Below are 23,114 nucleotides of genomic sequence, written 5' to 3' on the forward strand. Positions count from 1 at the left end.
GCGCAGGCTACCCAGTGGCGGCATGCACGGTGACCTCTGTCGCCTTCACGCTGAGGTAGACGGCGGCGCCGGGCTCCAGCGCGAGGTCGGCGACGGCGGCCGCGGTGAGGTCGGCGGCCAGCTCCGGGGTGCGGACGCGGATGAGGTCGCCGTGCGGTTCGAGGGCGGTGACCGTGGTGGCGAAGACGTTGCGCGGGCTGCCGTGGACGGGCTCGGTGTAGACGGCGACGTCGGCTGGCCGGAACACGGCGACGGCGGGCTCGCCGGGCTCGGCGTCGACCGTGCCCGCGATCACCCTGCCGTCGGTGTGCAGGCCGTCGGGCTGGGCGATGCCGGGGATGAGGTTGAGCCCGGCGACGCGCGCGGTGAAGGCGGTGCGGGGGCGGCTGAGCACGGCGCGGGTCGCGCCCTGCTCGACGACGCGGCCGTCCTCGATGACGATGACGCGGTCGGCGAGGGCGAGCGCGTCGAGCGGGTCGTGGGTGACGATGACGGCGGCGCGGCCGCGCAGGACCCGGCGGAGCAGGCCGCGCAGGGCGGGGGCGGCGTCGACGTCGAGGGCGGCGAAGGGCTCGTCGAGCAGCAGCAGGTCGGGCTCGGCGGCGAGCGCCCTGGCGATGGCGACGCGCTGGGCCTGGCCGCCGGAGAGCGCCCTGGGCCTGCGGTCGGCGAGGTGGGCGGCGTCCACTTCGGCCAGCCACCGGCGGGCGGCGGCGTGCGGGTCGGGAAGCCCGCGTGCCCGCGGTCCGAACGCGACGTTGGCCAGCGCGGTGAGGTGCGGGAACAGCAGGGGGTCCTGGGCGAGCAGGCCGACCCGGCGCTGGTGCGGGGGTAGCGCGGTGACGTCGCGCCCCCCGATCTCGACCCGGCCCGCGTCGGGGCGGACCAGGCCCGCGAGCACGTCGAGCAGCGTCGACTTGCCCGAGCCGTTCGGTCCCATGACGGCGACGACATCGTCGGCGGCTATGCGCACGTCGAGCCGGAAGGCGCCCCGGGTGACGGTGAACTCGGCCCTCACTGCGTCCTCGGCTTCACCAGCGCCACCACCGCGACGGCGACGACGACCAACAGCAGCGAGACGGAGACGGCGGCGTCCACATCGGTCTCGCCGAGGAGGTAGACCTCCAGCGGGAGGGTGCGGGTGACGCCCTGGAGGCTGCCCGCGAAGGTGATGGTCGCCCCGAACTCGCCGAGCGCCCTGGCGAAGCAGAGCACGAGCGCCGACCCGAGCGCGGGCAGCACCAGCGGGACGGTGACGCGGCGGAACACCGTCCACGGCCGCGCCCCGAGCGTGGCGGCCACGGCCTCGTAGCGGGCGCCCGCGGTCCTGAGCGCCCCTTCGAGCCCGACGACCAGGAAGGGCATCGCGACGAACGTCTGCGCCAGAACGACAGCCGCGGTCGTGTACGGCACCCGAATCCCCGCCGCGTCGAGCACCTCCCCCGCCAGCCCGCTGCGCCCCAGCAGGTACAGCAACGCCAACCCCCCGACGACGGGCGGCAGGACCAGCGGCAACAACACCAGCGCCCGCACCACCCGAAGCCCCCTCACCCGAGCCAACACCACGGCAAGCGGCCCACCCAACACCAAACACAACAGAGTGGCGACCCCCGCGGTCCGCACGGAAAGCCACAACGCCGAAACCGCCCCCGGACTGCTGACGTGCTCGGGGAACTCCCCAAGATCAGTCCGAACCACCAGCCCCAGCACAGGCAAGGCGACAAGCCCCAACCCCAGAACGGCAGGCACCCAGAGCACCCCAGGCACAAACGCCCGCCCACGCTCCCCCACCACCCCCGACACCCCCCACCCACGCCCGCCTCGCCCACGCCCCAACCGCCCACGCCTTACCCGCCCACGCCCCAACCGCCCACGCCCACGCCCCATCCGCCCGCGCCCGTGCTCCATCCGGCCGCGCCCGTGCTCCACGGCTCGCCCAGCCACCCCCGCCACCTGCCGATCCCTACCACTCACGGCTCAGCCCACCCCATTCCCCACACCCACCACCACCGACCCAGCCCACCCCAAACTCCACAACCACACCGCTGACCCGACCGATTCCACAACCACACCAACGCCGCCCAACCCGATCCCACGGCCACACCCCATCCACCCGAACCACGGCCACACCCCATCCACCCGAACCACGGCCACACCCACCGACCCGACCCACGGCCGCACCACCCACCGACTCCACAACCACACCACCGCCGCCCCAACCCCACGGCCACACCCCATCCACCCGAACCACGGCCACACCCACCGACCCGACCCACGGCCGCACCACCCACCGACTCCACAACCACACCACCGCCGCCCCAACCCCACGGCCACACCCCATCCACCCGAACCCGCAACTGCACCACCCACCGCCCCAGGCGCACCAGCGCTGACACAACCCGACCCCACAACCACGCCACCGTCGCCCCAACCCGACCCCACGGCCACACTCCACCGACCCGACTCCAAGGCGGCACCACCCGCCGACCCGACTCCAAGGCGGCACCACCCGCCGACCCAACCGGCTCCACAGCCACACCAACGCTGACCGCCCGACTCCACAGCCACACCACCACCGACCTGGCCCGGCCGCCCTACAGCGACACCACCGCTGCCCTGCCCCGGCCCCACAGCCGCACCACCGCTGACCTGACCCGCCTCTGCCTCTGCCTCCATGCCCCGGCTGACCCGGAATTCCCGGTCCACCCCTCCACCACCCAGGGGCGCTCTGCGCGTCCCGTTGGCCTCAGCTCCTGGGCGTCCTCCGAGCGGCCGCCCCGCCTGCCAGTCGACGTTGGCCTGCCGGGCTGCGGCGGTGACCACAACACTGCGCGGTGCCAGCGGGCGTCTCCGGCTGCTGCTCCGTCCAGGCCCTGATCGCACCGGGCGCGTGGTCACACCGGTCATGGGGTCGCCTGGGTCGGTGGGCCGAAGCCGTGGTCGGCCAGGATGGCTTGGCCTTCGGGGCTCAGCACCAGGTCCACGAACTCGCGGGCGAGGGTGGGGTGTGGGGCGTCCGCGAGGACGGCGATCGGGTAGCGGTTGATGGCCTTCGTCGACTCCGGGAAGTCGATCGCCGTCACCGCCGCCCCGCGTACGTCGGTTACGTAGACCAGGCCCGCGTCCGCCTCGTCGGCCGCCACCTTCGTCAGGACCGCCTTGACGTCCTGTTCCTCGCTCGCAGGCCGCAGTGTCACGCCCGCGGCGGTGAGGACCGTGGTGGTCGCCGCGCCGCACGGGACCTGGGGGGCGCAGACCACCGTCACGACGCGGGGCAGGTCGGCGAGGCCGGTGACCTGGGCCGGGTTGCCCGAGGGGACCGCGATCGTCAGGCGGTTGGTGGCGAACACCCGCGACGACGGCGGGGCGACCTTCGCCATCGTGGCCTCGTCGGCGGACGCGAAGACGTCGGCCAGCGCGCCCGTGCGCAGTTGCTGGGCCAGCGCCGACGACGCGGCGAAGTTCACGCGGAGGTCGACGTCCGGGTGGATGGACTCGAAGGTCTTCTCCAGCGCCGTGAACGACTCCGTCAGGGATGCCGCGGCGAAGACCGTCACCACCGTGCGACCCGATCCCGGCGAACACGCCGTGACCAGCAACAACACCCCCAACGCCCACCTCACGGCGTCTCCACCACCACATGCGTGGCCTTGGTCAGCGCCACCGCGAGCACGCCCGGTTCGAGGCCCAGCTCCTCCACCGCCTCCGCGCTCATCAGCGAGACCACCCGGTGCGGGCCGCACTGCATCTCGACCTGCGCCATGACCTTGTCGGCGACCACCCGCGTCACCAGGCCGACGAAGCGGTTGCGGGCCGAGCGGGCGACGCCGGTCGGGTCCGGGATGGCGTCGGCCTGGGCGCGGGCGAAGGCGGCGAGGGCGGCGCCGTCGACCACCTTGCGTCCGGCCGCGTCGGTCGCGGCGGGCAGCAGGCCCGCGTCGGACCAGCGGCGGACCGTGTCGTCGCTTACGCCCATCAGGCGGGCGGCCTCGGAAAACCGATACTGCGGCACAACAACCCACTTTATGTCCGCAAATACGTTCCCTCAACTACCAAAACTCCGCAGATGCGGAGAACCGCCGATAGCGGAGGGTCGCATCCTTCGACCCATTCGGTGAAACGGCGACTACGCTTGATCGGGTGACCCCCGTTGACCTCGGGTTTCCCGGCCTGCCGGGCAGGAAAGACCGCCCGGACACGCCCGGCCTGGTGGACCGGTTCGGGCGGGTCGCCACGGATCTGCGGGTCTCCCTGACCGACCGGTGCAACCTCCGCTGCACCTACTGCATGCCCGCCGAGGGCCTCGACTGGCTGCCCCGGGGCGACCTGCTCACCGACGCCGAGCTCACCCGGCTGATCCGCATCGCCGTGGAGCACCTGGGCGTGACGAACGTCCGGTTCACCGGCGGCGAGCCCAGCCTCCGCAAGGGGATCACCGACCTCGTCGCGGCCACCGCGGCGCTGCGGCCCCGGCCGAGGATCTCGATGACCACCAACGGCATCGGCCTCGTCCGCCGCGCCCGCGACCTCGCCGCCGCGGGCCTCGACCGGGTCAACATCTCCCTCGACACCCTCGACCCCGCGCGGTTCGCCGCGATCACCCGCCGGGACCGGCTCGCCGACGTGCTCGCCGGGCTGGCCGCCGCCCGCGACGCCGGGCTGACGCCGGTGAAGGTCAACGCCGTGCTGCTGCGCGGGATCAACGACGACGAGGCCGTCCCGCTGCTGCGCTACTGCCTCGATCATGGCTACCACCTGCGGTTCATCGAGCAGATGCCGCTGGACCCCCAGCACGGCTGGGACCGGGCGAACATGGTCACCGCTGCCGAGATCCTGGACCTGCTCGGCGCCGAGTTCCGGCTCACCGAGAGCCCGCGCCCGCGCGGCGGCGCGCCCGCCGAGCGCTGGCTGGTCGACGGCGGACCCGCCGAGGTCGGCGTGATCGCCTCGGTGACGCGGCCGTTCTGCGCCGACTGCGACCGCACCCGTCTGACCGCCGACGGCGCGCTGCGCTCGTGCCTGTTCAGCGAGCGGGAGACCGACCTGCGCGGGCCGATGCGGGCGGGCGCGTCCGACGCCGAGCTCGCCGAGTCGTGGCGCGCGACGATGTGGGCCAAACTGGCGGGCCACCGGATCAACGACGCCGGGTTCGCGCAGCCGATCCGGCCGATGAGCGCCATCGGGGGCTGAGTTCCTTGATCACCGTCAGGGTCCGCTACTTCGCGGGCGCGCGCGCCGCGGCCGGGGTCGCGGAAGAGGATGTCGCGCTGGCCGTTCCCGCGACCGTCGACCATGCCCTGACCGCCGTCGGGGACCGTCACGGGGAACCCCTCCGCCGGGTGTTGACGGCGTCGAGCTACCTCTTGAATGCGATCGCGGTGCGTGACCGATCGACACTTGTGGGTGATGGCGACGCGCTCGACGTCCTACCCCCCTTCGCTGGCGGCTAAACATCGAATGGCCCAACACGCCGGTTCCGACGTGACTCAGAACTCACTTAGAGTGAATTATCTCGAGTAAGACACGGCGATATCACGGCCCGGTTCAGACCATCTCACCTGCGGTTTTCCTGCGGATCGATGCAAGATCCGCCCTGTTACTGTGATTACGGTCACACACCGCATAATTTTCCCTTCCTATTTCGATTACGTACCGTCGCTAGCGGCTGATCCCCGATCAGCCGAGCAAGACCCGGGAGTCCGCAGCGCCGAGCCCCTGTCCGGCGGCCTCCTGGGAACCAACCCCGAGCGAAAGCGACCTCCGGACAGGGGACGAGGGACCACGACGAGCGGGCTGGCACGAGCCGCGAGGCGTGGCGGCCGGGACGGCGGTCCCGGACGGTCCGGCAAGCCCGGATCCACCCGAGCAGCACGCAGGCGCGGGAGGAGAGATGGCGATGGGTAATCGAGGTAAGCACAGCAAGTCGGCCGTCCAGCGCTTCCTGGCCCGCGTGATCGTGGCCGGTGTCGCTCTCGGCGCGTCGATGGCCGTGGCCGCCTCCCCGGCGTCCGCCGACAGCAGCGTCAACTGGGACGCGATCGCGCAGTGCGAGAGCGGCGGCGACTGGAACATCAACACCGGCAACGGCTACTACGGTGGCTTGCAGTTCCTGCCGAGTACCTGGCGCGCCCACGGTGGTCAGGGCATGCCACACCAGGCCTCACGCGAGCAGCAGATCGCGGTGGCCGAGCGCGTCCTGCAGACGCAGGGCATCGGCGCGTGGCCCGTGTGCGGCAAGCGCGGCGGCTCCGCGGCTCCGGCCAAGAGCTCGCCGTCGTACACCAAGTCGACCACTCAGCAGCGGTCGACGGCGGACGCCCCGAAGCAGCGGGCGCCGCGCACCAGCGCCCCGGTTTCCGTCCTGGCCAAGGACAACCCGAAGGGCGACTACACCGTGGTCGCGGGCGACTCGCTGTCCAAGATCGCAGGCAAGCTGAAGCTGAAGGGCGGCTGGCAGGACCTCTACGAGAAGAACAAGGACTACATCGGCGACCCGGACCTGATCCTCGTGGGTCAGAAGATCGCCACCAAGTAGGCCCTTGCCTGTCTAGCTAGACCCTCCCTCCCCGAACCCCATCCGCGATCCCCCGGCGGATGGGGTTCGGCCGTTTTCAGATGGTCAGATCATCTGACGAGACCATCGGAATGCTGAGGTCATATGACATGAACATCTGGATGGCGAGATCATATGATCGCGACATATGATCTCGTCATCTGGAATCACGGGCAGTTGACCCACTCGTCGGTGCCGTCGGTGAAGACCTGGTGCTTCCAGATGGGCAGGCGGGCCTTGACCTCGTCCACGAGGTCGGCGCACGCGTCGAAGGCCGCACGGCGGTGGTCGGCGGAGACCGCGCAGGCGAGCGCGACGTCCCCGATGGCCAACGCCCCGACCCGGTGCGACACGGCCAACGCCCGAACCCCCGGATGCCGGACAGCGATGTCCCCGGCGACCTCGGCGATCACACCGTTGGCAGATGGGTGTCCCTCGTAATCCAGGGCGGTCACCCCACGCCCGTGGTCGTGATCCCGGACCACTCCGGCGAAGGTCACCACGGCCCCCGCGGCGGCGTTCTCCACCAACGCGGCATGGCTCTCCACGTCGATGGGCGCGTCGGAGACCTCCGCCCGCAGCACCCGAGCCACACCTCCGTTCTCCACCGACGCGGACGGCCCTTCGCCACCAGGCGGACCAGCGGCCTCCGCGCCCGACACCCGGGCCCCACCGCTCGCGGCGTGGCCCTCCACACCAGCGCGTGAACGGGAGACCTCGGTTGACGACACCCGAGCCGGACCCGCGGAGCGGGACCCCGCGTGGCCCTCCGCCCCACCGTGGGAACCAGAGACATCCCCGGGCGACACCCGGGCCAAACCCGAGGCGCCGCTCCCGGCGGGACCCTCGCTAGCCGCCCGCGGGACCTCCGCAGGCGACCCCCCAGCCTCGGCACGCCCCTCCGCGGCCGCCACCGGAGCGACACCCGCAGGACCGCCCACGACGGGAATCTCCGCCCCCTGGGCCTCCGCAGGCGTCACCCCCACGGCGTTCTCGGCACGACCCTCCGCGGCCGATGCCCGAGCCACGCCCGCAGGACCGCTCTCGGCGGGGCCGTCCATGCCGAAGCGCGGGTCGGACGCCTCGGTCCGCGACCCCTCGGCCGCACCTGCGCTGCTGTCCACCAGGTCGGCGGGGCTTCGCGGGCTGGTGGACAAGTCGGATGCGTTCGCTGGCGCCTGGCCTGCGGCCCGCGAGGCGACGGCTCCCGGGTGTGCCGGGTCCGGCGACGACGGGTGGTCGGCGGACCGCGAGACCTGCGGCTGCGCAGGCTCCGACGCCTGATTCGCGGACCGCGGGACCTGCGGCTGCTCCGGCCCCGGAGCCTCGTCGGCAGGCCGCGAGGGCTGCGGCTGTGCCTGCTCCGGCGACGGCGGGTGGTCGCCGCCGCGGAGTTGGTCGACGGCGTGGTCGAGGACGTCGGACAGGACGGCGAGGCCGTCCTTCACGCCGCCGGTGGAGCCGGGCAGGTTGACGACCAGGGTGCGGCCCGCGACGCCTGCCAGGCCGCGGGACAGTGCCGCCGTGGGAACCTTGGGGAGGCCTGCCGCCCGGATCGCGTCGGCAAGGCCGGGGATCTCGTAGTCCAGGACCGCCCGGGTCGCCTCCGGGGTGCGGTCGGTGGGGGTCACGCCGGTGCCGCCGGTGGTCACCACGACGTCCACCGCCGCGGCGACCGCAGCACGGAGGGCGGACTCGACCGGGGCGCCATCGGGCACCACCTGGGCGTCCGGCACCGTGTAACCGCGGTCGCGCAGCCACGCCACGATGAGCGGGCCCGTCTTGTCGGCGTACACCCCCGCCGCGGCGCGGTTGGACGCTGTCACCACGCGGGCGGTGCGGGTCATCGGTCCCACGTCCCGCTCTTGCCGCCGTCCTTGTGTTCCACGCGCACGTCGCCCAGCACGGCTCTGGGGTCGACGGCCTTGATCATGTCGTGGAGGGTCAGCCCGCAGACCGCGACCGCCGTCAGGGCCTCCATCTCCACGCCCGTCCGGTCGTTGGTGCGCACCGTCGCGGTGATGGCGACCTCGGACTCCCGCAGCTCCAGGGCCACCTTCACCCCGGACAGCGCGATCGGGTGGCACAGCGGGATCAGCTCGGGCGTCTTCTTCGCGCCCATGATCCCGGCGATGCGCGCGGTGGCCACGGCGTCGCCCTTGGGCAGGCCGTCGCGCCGGAGCAGGCCGATCACCTCCGGCGTGGTCCGCAGGACACCGGTGGCCACCGCCGAGCGCGCGGTCACGGACTTGCCGGAGACGTCGACCATCCGCGCTGCGCCGGACTCGTCGACGTGGCTCAGTTCACCCACAACCGAATGCTAGTGCCCGCCCGCTGCCTTCCGGACGGCCTCCGCCACCGCGGGCGCGACCGCCGCGTCGAACACCGACGGGACGATGAACGAGGCGTTGAGGCGCTCCCCGTCCACCACGTCGGCGATGGCGTCGGCCGCGGCCAGCAGCATGGCGTCGGTGATGGTGTGCGCCTGCGCGTCGAGCAGGCCGCGGAAGACGCCCGGGAACGCCAGCACGTTGTTGATCTGGTTCGGGTAGTCCGAGCGGCCGGTGGCGACCACGGCGGCGTGCTTCTGCGCCTCCAGCGGGTCGATCTCCGGGTCCGGGTTGGCCAGGGCGAACACCACCGCGTCGGGGGCCATCGTGGCGACCTGCTCCGCGCCGAACAGGTTCGGGGCCGAGACGCCGATGAAGACGTCCGCGCCGACCAGGGCGTCGTGCAGGCGGCCCGATTTGTTCTCGCGGTTGGTGTTGAGCGCGACCCAGCGCAGGTTGGCGTCGGTGTCGCCGCGGTCGCGGTGGACGATGCCGTCCACATCGACGGCCACGATGTCGGCGGGCCCGCGCTGCAGCAGCAGGCGGATGATCGCCGAGCCCGCAGCCCCGACGCCGCACACCACGATCTTGGCGTCCGCCATGTCCTTGCCGACCACGCGCAGGGCGTTGCGCAGGGCCCCCACGACGACGATGGCGGTGCCGTGCTGGTCGTCGTGGAAGACCGGGATGTCGAGCTTCTGGCGCAGCCTGCGCTCGATCTCGAAGCAGCGCGGCGCGGCGATGTCCTCGAGGTTGATGCCGCCGTAGACCGGGGCGATCAGCTCGACCGCGCGGATGATCTCCTCGGTGTCCTGGGTGTCCAGGCAGACCGGCCAGGCGTCCACGCCCGCGAACTTCTTGAACAGCGCCGCCTTGCCCTCCATCACCGGCAGCGCGGCGGCCGGGCCGATGTTGCCCATGCCGAGCACGGCCGACCCGTCGGTCACGACGGCGACGGTGTTGCGCTTGATGGTCAGGCGGCGCGCGTCGTCGGGGTTGTCGGCGATCGCCTGGCAGATGCGGGCGACGCCGGGGGTGTAGGCGCGGGAGAGGTCGTCGCGGTTGCGGAGGGCGACCTTGGCGCTGATCTCGATCTTCCCGCCGAGGTGCACGAGGAACGTGCGGTCGGAGACCTTGCGGACGTCCACGCCCGGCAGCGCGCGCAGCGCCTCGGTGATGTCGCGGGCGTGGTCGGCCGACAGGGCGTTGCAGGTGATGTCGATGACGACGCTGTCGGCGTGCGAGTCGACGACGTCGAAGGCGGTGATGACCCCGCCGACGTGGCCTACTGCGCTGGTGAGGTCCCCGGCCACGCTGGCCGACGGCGGGGCCGCGACGCGGATCGTGATGGAGTAACCGGGACCGGGGACTGGCATGGCGGCTGGCCTTCCGAAGTGGACGGACTTGTGCGGCCTTGCCGACCCTATACCTACTTGTTGATCTCGGTCACCGGGTGCACGTACGGCACGGTCTCCAGCGGGAAGGTGACATCGCCGTAGGGCGACAGCGCGCCCTGGCGGTCGGCGGTCAACTCGGTGACAGGGTGGGAGCCGTTGTCGTCAACGCCCTTCCAGTGCGGGTCGACGCGGTCGGACTTGGCTACCTTGCCCACTGTTCCTCCTCGACTGAGCGGCAGTACGGAGGTTACCGGACTCCGTATACCGTGGTCAGGGTGTCCACCCTCACCGATTGGCTGCGCGAGGCGGACGAGGCCGACGTGGTCGCGCTCCTGCGCGCCCGCCCGGACCTGGCCACCCCCCGCCCGGCGGACACCACCGTGCTCGCGGCCAGGGCGGCCAGCCGGGCCTCGGTGGCCAGGGCGGCGGAGGGCCTGGACACCGCGACGCTGGCCGTGCTGGACGCGCTGCTGGTCGCCGGGGCCGACCACGCGCCGGTCTCCCCGGACGCGCTGGACATCGGCCTTCCCCCGGAGCGGGTCCGGGCCGCCGTGGCCGTGCTGCGCGGGCTGGCGCTGGCCTGGGGCGAGCCGGAGGTCTCCCTGGTGCCCGCGGCCCGCGAGGTGGGCAACCTGCCCCCGTCGACGCCCTCCCCCGCGCCCGCCGACGTCCCGGGCCTGCTGGCCGCCCTCGGCGGCGACGAGCGGCAGGTGCTGGACACGCTCGCGCACGGCACCGGTGTCGGCAAGACCAAGGACGCCGACTTCGCGGGCAGCCTCGACGACGCCGTGACGCCCATCCAGCGGCTGCTCGCCCGCGGCCTGCTCGTCCGCCGCGACGGCGAGACCGTGACGCTGCCCGGACAGGTCGCCGCCGTCCTGCGCGGCGCCCCGACCGCGCTGGTCGAGCCGCGGCTGCGCACGACGCCGCACCAGCGGGCGACCGTGGACGGGACCGCGGCGGGCGAGGCGATGGAGTTCGTGCGCCACGTCGAGACCCTGCTGCGGCTGTGGTCGGACGAGCCCGCGCCGGTGCGCAAGGCGGGCGGGGTCGGCGTGCGGGAGATCCGCAGGCTGGCCAAGGCCGCCGACGTGTCCGAGGCCAGGGCGGGCCTGCTGATGGAGCTCGCCGCGGGCGCCGGGCTGGTCGCCGACAGCGGCGACCTCGAACCGGAGTGGATGCCGACGACGCTGGCCGACTCCTGGCTGGCCGCGACCGCCGCCCACCGCTGGGCCGCGCTGGCCTCGGCCTGGATCGACCTGCCCCGGCTGCCGGGGCTGGGCGGGCGCAAGGACGCCCGCGACAAGCTGCTCGCGCCGCTGTCGGACGACCTGCGCCGCCCGACGGCCCCGGTGGAGCGCATGCGCGTGCTGCGCGCGCTGCCGTCCGACGGCGGCGTGGTCTCGGCGGACGAGCTCGCCGCCGTGCTGGCCTGGCGGGCGCCGCGCCGGGGCGGGCGGCTGCGCGACGACGTCGTTCGGTGGACGATGGCCGAGGCGACCGCCCTGGGCGTGGTCGCCCTGGGCGCGCTGAGCGGGCCGGGCCACGCGCTGCTGGACGAGGACGTGTCGGCAGCGGCGAAGCGGATGGCCGAGGCGATGCCGCAGCCGGTGGACCACGTGCTGGTGCAGGCGGACCTGACCGTGGTCGCGCCGGGACCGCTGGAGCCGCACCTGGCAGCGCGGGTGGCCGAGGCCGCCGACCTGGAGTCGGCGGGGGCGGCCACGGTGTACCGGGTCACCGAGACCTCGCTGCGGCGCGCGCTGGACGCCGGGAGGTCGGCGGAGGACCTGCACGAGCTGTTCCGCACCCGGTCGAGGACGCCCGTGCCGCAGGGGTTGACGTACCTGATCGACGACGTGGCGCGCAGGCACGGACGGCTGCGCGGCGGGGCGGCGGCGTGCTTCCTGCGCTGCGACGACCCGGCGCTGCTGGCCGAGGTGGCGGCCAGCCCGGCGGCCCTGGGCCTGCGGCTGCGCCGGATCGCGCCGACGGTGCTGGTGTCGCCGGTGCCGTTGCTGGAGGTGCTGGAGGAACTGCGCGCGGCCGGGTTCGCGCCCGCGGCGGAAGGGGCAGACGGGCAGATCGTCGACCTGCGGCCCGCGGGGCGGCGGGTCGCCGCTCCCCCGCGAGCCGCGCAGCGGCCCGCCGCGTCCCGGCAGGTGGACGCGGAGACCCTGACGGAGCTGGTCCGGGGAATGCGGCTCGGGGACCAGGCGGTGTCGGCGCGGGCCGGGCGGACGGTGACGGCGGGGGCCGGGCTGGGCGGGAACTCGGCGCAGACGGTGGCGCTGCTGAGTGAGGCTGTCCGGGCTCGGCAGCGGGTGGTCGTGTCGCTTGTGGACGCTCATGGGGTGGCGTCGCGGCATGTGATCCAGCCGGTGCGGGTGGGGGCCGGGGTGGTGGAGGGGACCGCAGGGGAGCAGACGCATCGGTTGCCGCTGCACCGGATTTCCGCGGTGTCGCTGGTCGAGGAGTGACGGGGTCGGGCTTCTCGGGCGTCGCGTTGCTCGCGGGGTGTGCTCCCCTCGGCCTCAATTGTTTAACCCTGGGATGGCGGAGTAAAGGGCGCCTTCGGCGTCGCTGCGCGACAGGCTTCGCCTGCCCTTGACACCGCCATCCCAGGGTTAAAGACGGCCAGGACGAGGGGGCAAGGGGGCAGAGCGGTCGACTGGGTGGCCGTTGTGTGGGGTTGTGTGTCCGGGGGTTTGCACCTTTGGGCAGTGATTTCGGTTGTGGCTTCTGGAGACTCGTTGTGGGCCGAATGTCGGGGGTGGCGGGGCGGTGGGTTCCGCTGGAGGGGTCCCTTCGACCGGGAGGTGCGGAGTGGCTGGCGACATCGGGATGCGCGAGCGGGTGCTTGTGCGGAGCTTCGAAGCAGCGGCGGACCCGGCGGGGGTGCCGGGTGGGGTGGTGCACGAGTACGGGCCGAGGGTGGTGGTGGCCGCGGCGCCGGACGGGGTGGTGGTGCCGCAGGGGATGGGGGACGCCGCTGACCTGGACGAGACCGGGGCGTTGGGGATGGCGGCGTTCGCGTTGCGGGAGTCGGAGGAGTTCGCCTCGGCCAAGGCGAATCGGCCGCTGGACGGGGTGGACTGGGGCGATGGGGACGCCCCCGACCACTTCGATGACGACGAGCCGCGGGCGGAGGCGGGTGCGGCGTTGAGCGCGCGGCTCACCGGGCGGGTCGCGGTCGGGGTGGTGATCGTGGAAGGGCCGACGGACGCGTTGCGGTTCAGCGCGGACGAGCGGACCAAGGTCGTCGCCGAGGTGCAGAACGGGCTGAGCTGGTTGGGGGCGCAGAGTTCCCCGGGCGGTGTCACGTGGGTGCACAGCATCCGCACCGTCAACCTGACCGTGCAGGCCGACGCGAGCCTGCCCGACGACCAGAAGGAAGCGCACTGGCGCGATCCGGCGATGGCCGCGCTCGGCTTCCCCGCTGGCATGGCAGGCGTGACCGCCTACGCCGAGTCCCTGCGCACCAGTCTGCGCACCGACTGGGCCTACGTCGCGTTCTTCACCAAGTACCCGCTCAAGCACTTCGGCTACGCGTCCATCGGCGGTCCGCGCCTGGTCATGGCCTACGCCAACGACGGATGGGGCCCGGACAACATCGACCGCGTCTTCGCCCACGAGACCGGGCACGTCTTCGGCGCGCCCGACGAGTACGCCTCCTCCGGCTGCACGTGCGGCGGGTCGTGGGGCTTCTTCGGCAAGCCCAACGCCAACTGCGACAACTGCGCGACCGATCCCGTGCCCTGCATCATGAAGTCCAACTCGTGGGAGGTCTGCAACCACACGCCGTACCACCTGGGGTTCCCGCAGGGCCAGCGCTACTCGGGCGTGTTCACCGCGGGCGGCGGCGGGTACGGGCTGTGGGTCAACGCCGACTGGAACCACTTCGTCGCCAAGTGGCAGGAGTGGAGCGGCGCGGGCCTGCGGCTCGACGAGCTGGAGATCAGCAAGCCGGGCGGGCAGCTGCGCTACTCCGGCGTCTTCAGCGCGGGAACCGGCGGCTACGGCCTGTGGGCGCTGGCGGACTGGAACAGCTTCGTGGCGAAATGGCAGGAGTGGAGCGGCCAAGGGCTGCGGCTGGTCGACCTCGACATCACCGACGTCAACGGCCAGCCCCGCTACTCCGGCGTGTTCCGCGCCGGGACCGGCGGCTACGGGCTGTGGGTGAACGCGGAGTGGAACAACTTCGTGGCCAAATGGCAGGAGTGGAGCGCTCAAGGGCTGCGCCTGGACGACCTCACGATCACCACGTTCAACGGCCAGGTGCGCTACTCCGGCGTCTTCAGCGCGGGCTCGGGCGGCTACGGGCTCTGGGTCAACGCCGACTGGACCAGCTTCGCCGCCAAGTGGCAGGAGTGGAGCGGCCAGGGCCTGCGGCTGGTCGACCTCGACATCACCGAGATCAACGGCCAGCCCCGCTACTCCGGCGTCTTCCGCGCCGGGACCGGCGGCTACGGGCTGTGGGTCAACTCCGACTGGACCAGCTTCCTGGAGAAGTGGCAGCAGTGGAGCGCCCAGGGCCTGCGCCTCGTCGACTTCGACGTCACCCTGACCGGCATCGAGTCCCTGGTCGACGCCGCGGGCGAGGCCGTGCAGGCGGAGGGGGACGTGGCGGTGCTGGACCTGATCCCGGAGGGCATGGGCTTCAGCTCGCTATCCCCCGAGGTCGCCATCGCCGGCGAGATGGTCCACAACGGCGCCGACGACGGCTCCGGCGAGCCCGCGCCGGGCGTCGGGTTCCTGTCCGAGGGCGTGGCCGTCGGGCTCGGCGAGCGCTCCGAGGACGGCGCGGCGGAACTCGCCGGCTTCGGCGCGATGTCGACCGACTGAGCGGAGCGGGCCTGCCCCCCTCAACCGGGGGCAGGCCTGCCCGGAAGGCTCAGCCCGCGCGCGACATCCGCTGCTGCATCGCGTGCTCGACCAGGGTGATCAGGACCTCCTTGGTCGACTCGCGGTCCCGCGCGTCGGTGGTCACGATCGGCACGCCCACATCGATCGTCAGCGCCTCGCGGACGTCGTCGATCCGGTGGTGCAGCACGCGGTCGAAGCAGTTCAGCGCGATGATGTAGGGCAGCCCGCGGTCCTCGAAGAAGTCGATGGACGCGAACGCGTCGGCCAGCCTGCGGGTGTCGACCAGCACGACCGCGCCGATCGCGCCGCGCACCAGGTCGTCCCACATGAACCAGAAGCGGTGCTGGCCGGGCGTGCCGAACAGGTACAGGATCAGATCCGAGTCCAGGGACACGCGCCCGAAGTCCATCGCGACGGTCGTGGTCACCTTGTTCGGGGTCGACGACAGGTCGTCGACGTCCACGCTGGCCTCGGTCATGACGGCCTCGGTGGTCAGCGGGACGATCTCGGAGACCGAGCCGACCAACGTCGTCTTGCCGACACCGAACCCGCCAGCGACCACGATCTTGGCCGAGGTGGTGGGCTGCGGCGCCGCGTCGTGCGCGCTGAGGGGACTAGAGCCTGCGGAGCCCACTGAGCACCCTTTCCATGAATTCGATCGAAGGCCGGTCACCGACGACCATGCCGCTCTGGTGGATGGAGACCAGCCCGAGCCCGGCCATGTCGCCGATGAGCACCCTGGCCACCCCCAGCGGCAGCCGAAGGTAGGCGGCCACCTCGGCGACCGAGCGGGTGTCCATGCACAGCCCGCAGATGGTGCGGTGCTCCGCACGCACCGAGGGGTCGGGCATGCGGCCGCGGTCGCTGGTGGAGACCAGGGCCTCGATCGCCAGATCGTAGTCCGAGCGGGTGCGGCCCCCGGTCTTGGTGTACGGGCGGACCAGCGAGCCGGTCTCGTGCGGGGCGGGTTCGGCCGGGTCGGGGACCGGGTCCGGCTCGACGGCCGGGATCTCCTTGGAGTCCCAGTCCGACTGCGCCGGGATGCCCGAGTCGCCATAGAGGCCCGCGGAGGGGCCGCCGAAGAGCCTGGCCTGGAAGCCGTTGATGTCGAACCTGTTCGGCGGCTCGCCGTGCTCCGGCAAGTCCTCCCAACCGCGTTCCGACATGTCCGCAGCCCTCCGCTCGGCCTGGTCGTACTCGGGCCTGTCGTAGTCCGGTCCGGTGTCCGAGTCGAACAGGTCCCGGTACGGGTAGTCCTCCTCGGCACGCCTGTCGGCGGCTCTACGACCCGTCGTCATCGCCCGCCCCTTACCTGCGCTGGGTGCCCTGGAGCTGCGCCCGCAGCTCCGGCGTCATCTGCTGGCCGACCCGCTCGACCAGCAGCGTCATCTCGTAGGCGACCAGGCCGATGTCGCAGTTCGGCGCGGCCAGCACGGCCAGGCACGAGCCGTCGGAGATGGACATCAGGAACAGGTAGCCGCGGTCCATCTCCACGACGGTCTGGTTGACGCCACCGGCCTCGAAGCAGCGCGCGGCGCCCTGGGTGAGGCTGACCAGCCCGGACGCGACGGCGGAGAGCTGCTCGGCGCGGTCGCGGGGCAGGCCCTGCGAGCTGGCCAGCAGCAGGCCGTCGGCGGACACCACGACGGCGTGGGCGACGCCGGGCACTTGGCGGACGAAATCAGTGATGAGCCACCCGAAACTGCCGGGCTGCTGTGCGGACGCGGTCACTCCTGCTCCTCGTCTCGGCGGCTCTCCTCGGAACCGTTCTGGTCACCAGCGTAGGCGTCGATGAGGGCGTGTCGACCCCGGCGCACCCCCTGCTGGAAGCTGGACATCCGGCCGCGGATCGCGTCGGCCGTGCGTGGCGGCAGGGCGGGCGCGATCGGCTGCTCGGCCGTGGTGGCCGCCGCCGGGGTCTCGCGCGGGGCCGCCGAGCCGGGCACCAGGTGCTGCTTGGGCACCCGCTTGGGCAGCCCGGCGCTGGTGCTGGTGGTCTCCGGCGGCGAGTCCAGCAGCGCGCGGGCGCGCCGCCAGCCGTCGTCGCCGGGAGAGGTCCAGCCGTTCTCCTCCGGCGCGGGCTCGGCGGCGGGCTCGGCCTCGGCCTGCACGGCGCCGTCCTGGCCGACCTTGTCCTGGGACCCGGTCTCGCCCGCCTCGAACCACTGCGACAGCACGGCCTCGTAGATCGGCAGCCGCTCGGTCGGGGCGTCGAGGACGCGCTCGGCGGGCTTCATGAACGCCGTGGCGATGCCGTTGCTCGGTGCGGCGCCCGACTCGGGCCGCTGCGGCTCGGGCTGCGGCTCCGGCTCGCCCGCCAGCGGGGCGCCGAAGAGCGCGTGCGCGCCCTCGGTGTCGACCAGGTGGCCGTTGAGCCGGGCCCGGATCTCCTCGGGGGAGGCGGGCGGGCCCCAGCCGCCGGTGTCGTCGGGCTCGCCGCCGCCCACCTGGAACGGCGGGAAGCCCGCGACCTCGTCGGCAGGGCGGTCGACCTGCGACTCGCTGAGGAAGCCGCCCTCGGTGCGCACGCGCGGCGTGCTGCCGGTGAAGGCGCCCGCGATGCCGCTGGCCCTTGCGGCGGTCTCGTCGGCGGCCGGGGGCAGCGGGAAGCCGCCGGACGGCGTCGCGGGCGAGGCCACCGAGGACGCCGACGACGCGGACGACACCGAGGAGGGCATCGACGGCATCGAGGGCATGGAGGTCTGCGACGGCATCGACGGCAGCGACAGCGAGCCCATCGTCGGCGCCGAGGCGTTCGGGTTGCCGTGGACCAGGGCGGCGGGCACGGTGATCCGGGCGATCAGGCCGCCCTCGATGTCCTCGTTCTCGCGCAGCCTGACCTTGATGTCGTGCCGCTTGGCCAGCCGCGCGACCACGTAGAGGCCCATGCGCCTGGTCACGGCGACGTCGAGGTCCGGCGGGTCGGCCAGGCGCAGGTTGGCCGCCTCGATCTCGTCGGCCGACATGCCCACGCCGGAGTCGGTGATCTGGACCGCCAGCTCCTTCTTGCGCGTGACGGCCATCCGGACGTAGACCTTCTTGTCCGGCTCGGAGAACGACGTGGCGTTGTCCAGCAGCTCGGCGATCAGGTGCACGAGGTCGGAGACCGCGCGGCCCTGCACCGAGATCTCCGGGGCGGAGAGCACCTCGATGCGGGCGTACTGCTCGACCTCGGACACCGCGGCGCCGACGACCTCGGCGGCGGGCACCGGGCGGGAGAGCTGGCGGGACAGGCCGGAGCCGGAGAGCACCAGCAGCGACTCGGAGTTGCGCCGCATGCGGGTGGCCAGGTGGTCCAGCTCGAACAGCGAGGCCAGCTGGTCGGGGTCCTGCTCGTCCTGCTCCAGCCGGTCGATCAGCGCCAGCTGGCGCTCGACCAGGGTCTGCGACCGGCGGGACAGGTTGACGAAGATCGAGTTGATGTTGTCGCGCAGCAGCGCCTGCTCGGTCGCCATCCGGACCGCCTGGTCGTGCACCGCGTCGAAGGAGCGGGCCAGCTGGCCGGTCTCCTCGCGGGTGAACACCGGCACCGGCTCGACGGCGTTCTTCGCCGCCTCGACGGGGTCGGGGTCGGCGAGGATGCGCTGGACCGTCTCCGGCAGGCGCCGGTTGGCGACGTCGAGGGCGTCGCGGCGCAGCACGCGCAGCGGCACCAGCAGCGAGCGGGCGACCACGAAGGTGACGACCATCGCGGCCAGGATGGCCAGCAGCACGATGATCGCGTCGCGCCAGGCGTTGGCCATGGCGTCGTCGGCCGCGGTGCTCGCCGCGTTGCCCAGCTTCTCCAGCAGGGTGATCTCGACCTTGCGCAGCGCCTCGCTGGCGGCGCGGGCGGAGTCGGCGAGGTCCTTGCGGTCGATCTGCAGGCCGAGGTCGCGCTCGGCGCGGCTGATCGCGGTCAGCTTGATCCGCTCGCGGGCGTCGACCTCGGCGCCGGTGTAGGTGTCGGCGAAGAACTGCGCCTCGGCGTTCTCGGCGTTGGCCCGGAAGTTGTTGATCGACGCGGCGAAGCTGGCGTCGGCGGCGCGGGTCAGGTCGAGGAAGCCGGGCGGGAAGGCGTTGCGCTGCGCGGCGATGGTCAGCGCGGCGTTCTGCTGGCTGAGGAACTCCTTGGCCTCGACGATGGCCAGCGAGGCCGCGCCGAGGCGGGAGATCTCCGACTGGACCAGCGAGGAGGTGAACTCCGCGCCCGCGCCCAGCACCGACGCCAGCAGCGTCGTGTAGGAGCGGTAGACGCCCACGTCGGGGTAGTCGCTCTCGATGGCGGCCAGGCGGACGGCCTCGATGGCCAGCAGCCGGTCGCGCAGCCCGACCAGCAGGCCGCCGCGCTCGGTGGAGACGTTGGCCGCCGCCTGGTTGAGGCGGGTCAGCGAGGCGTTGGTCTTCTGGATCTGGCCCTGCATCTGCCCGGTGTCGCCGGTGCGGCCGCGGGCGACGTAGTCGACCACGAGCGTGCGCTCGTACTGCAGGTCGTGCACGAGCGCGACGACGTCGAGGGTCGAGGTCACCGCGGTGCGGGCGTCGTCGAAGGTCTGGGCCCGCTCCAGCTCGCTGGTGGCCCTCAGCACGCCCAGCGCGATGACGGTCACGACCGGCACCATGAGGACCGCGATCAGCTTCGTGCGCAGCCGCCAGTTGCGCAGCTTCCAGCGCGATCCGCCCTCGACGGACTTGCGGGCAGGCAACCGGGGCGCGGGCGCGCCCGTCTCTACCTCGGACACGGCAGCACCACCGTCTTTCCCTTGGCCTGCGTCGACCCCACCGGGGTGGTCGGGCACTGCATGCGCACTCCCTGCATCTGAGCCGTGCCCGTTACTCGGTGTCCAGCTCTAACCGGTCAATCCATGCGGACGCCCCCGACGCTCCATGATGCAGTACGCCCCCGGCCGACCTCGGACCGACGTGGCCTTCGCGCATCAAGACCGCTCCTACCGCTACAGATGGATCTGCACCCACGCTGTGGGCACAGAAGGTAGCGAAGTCTACGCCACGATGTAACCCTTCCAGGGCATCATCACACGCCGTATCAGGTAGTTAGCGTGGGCAACATCTTCAGCCAGTGATCCAAAAGCCGTATTCCGACGTCAAGGTTCCCCCGAATGGCCACATTGTGAACGCCCGTTCACTGAATCGGTGACGTTCGGTAAACCCCAGGTCAGCCCCGGGGAGTAATTGCGCCAAGTGGGGCAACGACATCGCCTGATTCAGTGAGAGAGTTCACCGGGTGGAGAGTGGTGCGCACTCATTGTGACAACGGTGCTAAGTCTCTAGAGTGCCACCTGGTGCCAGGGGGGCCCACAACCTCGACAATTGCCAACCTCCTACGAGGAGAGCTTCATGCTCCGAAGCGTTACCAGGCGGACCGCCCGCGCCCGCCTGCCGATCGCGGCCCTGGCCGTGGCGCTCGCCGCGACGCTCACCGGCTGCGGCCTGCTGGGCGGGGACGACGACGGCGGCACCGCCAACCCCGGCCCGGGCGGGCTGGAGAAGACCCAGATCAAGGTGGGCACCATCCCCGTCGTCGACGTCGCGCCGCTGCACTACGCGATCGACAACGGCTACTTCAAGGCCGAGGGCCTTGAGGTCACGGCCGAGGTCGTCAAGAGCGGCCACGAGGCGCTCAACGGCATCATGAGCGGCACCCTCGACATCACCTTCTCCACCTACGCGGCCACCTTCACCGCGCAGAGCAAGCGGATCGCCGACTTCAAGGTCGTCGCCGACGGCCTCGCGGCCAAGCCCAACCACCTGATGGTCGTGGCGACCCCGAACTCCAAGGTCAAGAAGGCCACCGACCTGCCGGGCAAGAAGGTCGCCATCACCGCCCAGAACACCTTCACCGACCTGGCCCCGATGGCCGTCATGAACGTGCAGGGCATCGACTACTCCGAGATCGAGTGGATCTCGATGGGCCTGCCGCAGATGCTGCCCGCGATGCTGGACGGCTCCGTCGACGCCGCCGTGGTCGTGGAGCCCTGGGTGACCAAGGCGATGAAGGAGGCGGGCGCGGTCCCGGTGCTCGACGCGGCCTCCGGCCCGACGGCCGAGCTGCCGATGTCCGGCTACATCGCCGTCGCTGGCCCGGGCAAGTTCGCCACCACCAGCCCGAACACCATCGCCGCCTTCCAGCGCGCGCTGGCCAGGGCGCAGGCCGAGGCGACCGACCGGTCCAAGATGGAGCCGATGTTCGTCAAGTACGCCAAGATCGACGAGCCCACCGCGCGGCTGGTGACGATCGCGACCTACTCGACGACGCTCGAGGCCAACCGCCTGCAGCGGGTGGCCAACCTGCTGGAGCAGTTCGGGGCGATCAAGGGCAAGCTCGAGGTGGCCCCGATGATCATCAGCTCCCCGGCGAGCGGCTGAGTCAGGAGGTGGGCCCCGGGGCCGTCGCGCCCCGGGGCCGCGCGTTGTGAGGCGTATCCGCCGAGTGCCCTCGGGCCTGGTCGGGATGGTCGGGCTGTTCGCCGTCTGGGAGGCGGCGAGCAGGTCCGAGGTGGTCCCGAGCAATTATCTCGTTCCCCCAAGCATCGTCCTGCCCACCATGGTCTCCATGCTGGGCGACATCGAGTTCCTGCGCGCGGTGATCGCCACCGTGCTGGCCGCGGTGATCGCGCTGGCGATCGCCGTCGCCGTCGCCGTGCCCGCCGGGCTGGTCCTGGGCAGCGTCCCCGCCGTGCGGCGGGCCGCCATGACGCTGGTGGAGTTCCTGCGGCCGATCCCGTCGGTCGCGCTGATCCCGCTGGCCATGATGACCTTCGGCACCGGGCCGGAAACCAAGATCACCCTCGCCGTCTACGCGGCGGTGTGGCCGATCCTGTTCAACACCATCTACGCCCTCGACGAGCTGGACCCGCTGCATGTGGACACAGCGCGCGCGTTCGGCACCAGCCGGGTCGGCGTGCTGACCCGGGTGGCGCTGCCCAGCGCGGCGCCGTTCGTGCTCACCGGCGTCCGGCTGTCCGCGGCGATGGCGCTGGCCGTGGTGGTCAGCACCGAGCTGCTCAGCGGCGGCACCCCGGGCATCGGCCGCTACATCATGGTGGCCAACAGCTCCGGGTCCTACATGGACGAGGTGCTGGCGGGCACCGTGCTGGCCGGGCTGATCGGCTACGCGGCGAACGCAGGCCTGGAGCGGCTGCACCGGCGGCTGTTCTCGTGGAGCACGCCCAAGGGGGTCGACCAGTGAACCTGCTGACCCGGTTCACCCAGCACTGGGCGGTCTTCCTGGTCGCCGTCGCGGCGTGGGAGCTGCTCACCCGGCTGGCGGGCAGCCCGTTCTTCCCGCCGCCGTCGACGATCGCGCCGATCATGGTGGACCAGTGGTTCTCCGCGACGTTCTTCGACCACATGGTCCCCGGCGTCGGGCGGATGCTGCTGGGCTGGGCGCTGGCCGCGGTCCTGGGCGTCGCGCTGGGCATCCTGCTCGGCCGCTCGGCGCGCGCGATCGCCTACCTGGGACCGCTGTTCGCGTTCATGCGCTCGATCCCGCCGCCGCTGCTGGTGCCGTTCTTCGTCGCGGCGGTCGGGGTGACCGACATGCAGCTGCCCACGATCGTCTTCGGGGCGCTGTGGCCGGTGCTGCTCAACACCGTCGACGGCGCGAGCGGCGTCGACGCGACCAAAGTGGACACCGCGCGGGTGTTCCGGCTCTCCCCCGCGCAGTGGACGCTCGGGGTGGTGCTGCCCGCGGCGCTGCCCAAGGTGTTCGCCGGGCTGCGGGTGAGCCTGTCCATCGCGGTGGTCGTCATGGTCGTGTCCGAGCTGGTCGGCTCGGTCAACGGCATCGGGTACCTGCTCGTGCAGGCCCAGCAGTTCTACGACCTGCCGGTCATGTGGGCGTGGATCGTCACCCTCGGCGTGCTCGGCTACCTGTTCAACTCGCTGCTGCTGGCCGCCGAGCGCCGTGCGCTGGCCTGGCAGCCGCGGCACTCCCTCGAAGCCCAGACGCTGGCGACTGGAGGATGA

The 23,114-nt window shown here is 72.2% G+C and carries 20 protein-coding genes and 1 pseudogene; 8 read left to right on the top strand and 13 right to left on the bottom strand.

The features are described 5' to 3' along the window. Positions 1-7: 7 nt before the first annotated feature. From IEY98_RS02365 to IEY98_RS02380, 4 genes are all read right to left on the bottom strand, one after another. Entirely contained in the window at positions 8-1,018 is a 1,011-nt protein-coding gene (locus IEY98_RS02365; protein WP_229786489.1) for a sulfate/molybdate ABC transporter ATP-binding protein, read from the bottom strand. Further along, positions 1,015-1,767: an ABC transporter permease gene (locus IEY98_RS02370; protein ID WP_229786492.1), complete on the bottom strand. Its 753-nt coding sequence runs from the start codon at positions 1,765-1,767 to the stop codon at positions 1,015-1,017. The genes IEY98_RS02365 and IEY98_RS02370 overlap by 4 nt, the downstream gene beginning before the upstream one ends. A gap of 1,136 nt (positions 1,768-2,903) precedes the next feature. After that, positions 2,904-3,623, bottom strand: a complete 720-nt coding sequence (gene modA / locus IEY98_RS02375) for a molybdate ABC transporter substrate-binding protein (protein ID WP_189208616.1) — start codon at positions 3,621-3,623, stop codon at positions 2,904-2,906. Further along, positions 3,620-4,012 carry a TOBE domain-containing protein gene (locus IEY98_RS02380; RefSeq protein ID WP_189208617.1) on the bottom strand — a complete coding sequence of 131 codons (393 nt, stop codon included), beginning with the start codon at positions 4,010-4,012 and terminating at the stop codon, positions 3,620-3,622. The genes modA and IEY98_RS02380 overlap by 4 nt, the downstream gene beginning before the upstream one ends. Before the next feature lie 128 nt (positions 4,013-4,140). Here IEY98_RS02380 and moaA point away from each other — a divergent pair, with 128 nt between their 5' ends. The 3 genes from moaA to IEY98_RS02395 all read left to right on the top strand — a co-directional run bounded on the left by moaA (position 4,141) and on the right by IEY98_RS02395 (position 6,535). Beyond that, entirely contained in the window at positions 4,141-5,190 is a 1,050-nt protein-coding gene (moaA, locus tag IEY98_RS02385; protein ID WP_189208618.1) for a GTP 3',8-cyclase MoaA, read from the top strand. 8 nt (positions 5,191-5,198) lie between these two features. Further along, entirely contained in the window at positions 5,199-5,450 is a 252-nt protein-coding gene (locus tag IEY98_RS02390; protein WP_189209997.1) for a MoaD/ThiS family protein, read from the top strand. Positions 5,451-5,896: 446 nt separating this feature from the next. Then, on the top strand, positions 5,897-6,535 hold the full coding sequence (locus IEY98_RS02395) for a LysM peptidoglycan-binding domain-containing protein (RefSeq protein WP_189208619.1): 639 nt from the start codon (positions 5,897-5,899) through the stop codon (positions 6,533-6,535). 185 nt (positions 6,536-6,720) lie between these two features. Here the strand turns inward: IEY98_RS02395 and IEY98_RS33350 are convergent, their stop codons facing one another. The 5 genes and pseudogenes from IEY98_RS33350 to IEY98_RS02420 form a co-directional block, all read right to left on the bottom strand. Next, complete coding sequence (locus tag IEY98_RS33350) at positions 6,721-7,614, bottom strand: molybdenum cofactor biosynthesis protein MoaE (protein ID WP_229786733.1); 894 nt, start codon at positions 7,612-7,614, stop codon at positions 6,721-6,723. Positions 7,615-7,884: 270 nt separating this feature from the next. Beyond that, positions 7,885-8,400 (bottom strand): annotated as a pseudogene (locus tag IEY98_RS02405) (MogA/MoaB family molybdenum cofactor biosynthesis protein); the annotation flags it as partial. Continuing rightward, positions 8,397-8,864 (bottom strand): cyclic pyranopterin monophosphate synthase MoaC, encoded by a 468-nt coding sequence (gene moaC / locus IEY98_RS02410; RefSeq protein WP_189208620.1) that lies wholly within the window; start codon positions 8,862-8,864, stop codon positions 8,397-8,399. The gene moaC and the pseudogene IEY98_RS02405, both read right to left, overlap by 4 nt. Before the next feature lie 9 nt (positions 8,865-8,873). Next, entirely contained in the window at positions 8,874-10,259 is a 1,386-nt protein-coding gene (locus IEY98_RS02415) for an NAD-dependent malic enzyme (RefSeq protein WP_189208621.1), read from the bottom strand. Between the two features lie 53 nt (positions 10,260-10,312). Next, entirely contained in the window at positions 10,313-10,495 is a 183-nt protein-coding gene (locus tag IEY98_RS02420) for a hypothetical protein (protein WP_189208622.1), read from the bottom strand. Positions 10,496-10,546: 51 nt separating this feature from the next. Here IEY98_RS02420 and IEY98_RS02425 point away from each other — a divergent pair, with 51 nt between their 5' ends. Further along, on the top strand, positions 10,547-12,760 hold the full coding sequence (locus IEY98_RS02425) for a helicase-associated domain-containing protein (RefSeq protein WP_189208623.1): 2,214 nt from the start codon (positions 10,547-10,549) through the stop codon (positions 12,758-12,760). 346 nt (positions 12,761-13,106) lie between these two features. Continuing rightward, positions 13,107-15,125 carry a hypothetical protein gene (locus IEY98_RS02430; protein ID WP_189208624.1) on the top strand — a complete coding sequence of 673 codons (2,019 nt, stop codon included), beginning with the start codon at positions 13,107-13,109 and terminating at the stop codon, positions 15,123-15,125. 49 nt (positions 15,126-15,174) lie between these two features. On the opposite strand, the gene IEY98_RS02435 is transcribed toward IEY98_RS02430, so the two are convergent. From IEY98_RS02435 to IEY98_RS02450, 4 genes are read right to left on the bottom strand one after another with little or no spacing between them, the layout of a single operon-like run. Then, entirely contained in the window at positions 15,175-15,780 is a 606-nt protein-coding gene (locus tag IEY98_RS02435) for a GTP-binding protein (protein ID WP_189208625.1), read from the bottom strand. Beyond that, the gene (locus IEY98_RS02440) at positions 15,761-16,444 is read right to left on the bottom strand and encodes a DUF742 domain-containing protein (RefSeq protein ID WP_189208626.1); all 684 of its coding nucleotides are present in this window, start codon (positions 16,442-16,444) and stop codon (positions 15,761-15,763) included. The genes IEY98_RS02435 and IEY98_RS02440 overlap by 20 nt, the downstream gene beginning before the upstream one ends. Positions 16,445-16,454: 10 nt before the next feature. After that, positions 16,455-16,877: a roadblock/LC7 domain-containing protein gene (locus IEY98_RS02445; protein WP_189208627.1), complete on the bottom strand. Its 423-nt coding sequence runs from the start codon at positions 16,875-16,877 to the stop codon at positions 16,455-16,457. Next, positions 16,874-19,867: a sensor histidine kinase gene (locus IEY98_RS02450; RefSeq protein ID WP_229786496.1), complete on the bottom strand. Its 2,994-nt coding sequence runs from the start codon at positions 19,865-19,867 to the stop codon at positions 16,874-16,876. Before IEY98_RS02450 ends, IEY98_RS02445 begins: the two co-directional genes overlap by 4 nt. A gap of 616 nt (positions 19,868-20,483) precedes the next feature. Between IEY98_RS02450 and IEY98_RS02455 the strand changes: the two genes are divergently transcribed. From IEY98_RS02455 to IEY98_RS02465, 3 genes are read left to right on the top strand one after another with little or no spacing between them, the layout of a single operon-like run. Beyond that, the gene (locus tag IEY98_RS02455; RefSeq protein ID WP_189208628.1) at positions 20,484-21,512 is read left to right on the top strand and encodes an ABC transporter substrate-binding protein; all 1,029 of its coding nucleotides are present in this window, start codon (positions 20,484-20,486) and stop codon (positions 21,510-21,512) included. A 55-nt stretch (positions 21,513-21,567) separates the two neighbouring features. Then, entirely contained in the window at positions 21,568-22,335 is a 768-nt protein-coding gene (locus tag IEY98_RS02460; protein ID WP_373292348.1) for an ABC transporter permease, read from the top strand. Beyond that, positions 22,332-23,114 carry an ABC transporter permease gene (locus IEY98_RS02465; RefSeq protein ID WP_229786498.1) on the top strand — a complete coding sequence of 261 codons (783 nt, stop codon included), beginning with the start codon at positions 22,332-22,334 and terminating at the stop codon, positions 23,112-23,114. Before IEY98_RS02460 ends, IEY98_RS02465 begins: the two co-directional genes overlap by 4 nt.

Source organism: Actinokineospora fastidiosa, assembly GCF_014648415.1.
GTDB classification, from domain to species: Bacteria; Actinomycetota; Actinomycetes; order Mycobacteriales; family Pseudonocardiaceae; genus Actinokineospora; species Actinokineospora fastidiosa.

What these genes read in the sequence shown, in the direction of transcription:
- IEY98_RS33350 (WP_229786733.1), bottom strand. Translation starts at nt 7,614, where the DNA reads ATGGACGGCCCCGCCGAGAGCGGTCCTGCGGGCGTGGCTCGGGCATCG.
- IEY98_RS02455 (WP_189208628.1), top strand. Translation starts at nt 20,484, where the DNA reads ATGCTCCGAAGCGTTACCAGGCGGACCGCCCGCGCCCGCCTGCCGATC.
- IEY98_RS02395 (WP_189208619.1), top strand. Translation starts at nt 5,897, where the DNA reads ATGGGTAATCGAGGTAAGCACAGCAAGTCGGCCGTCCAGCGCTTCCTG.
- IEY98_RS02415 (WP_189208621.1), bottom strand. Translation starts at nt 10,259, where the DNA reads ATGCCAGTCCCCGGTCCCGGTTACTCCATCACGATCCGCGTCGCGGCC.
- IEY98_RS02440 (WP_189208626.1), bottom strand. Translation starts at nt 16,444, where the DNA reads ATGACGACGGGTCGTAGAGCCGCCGACAGGCGTGCCGAGGAGGACTAC.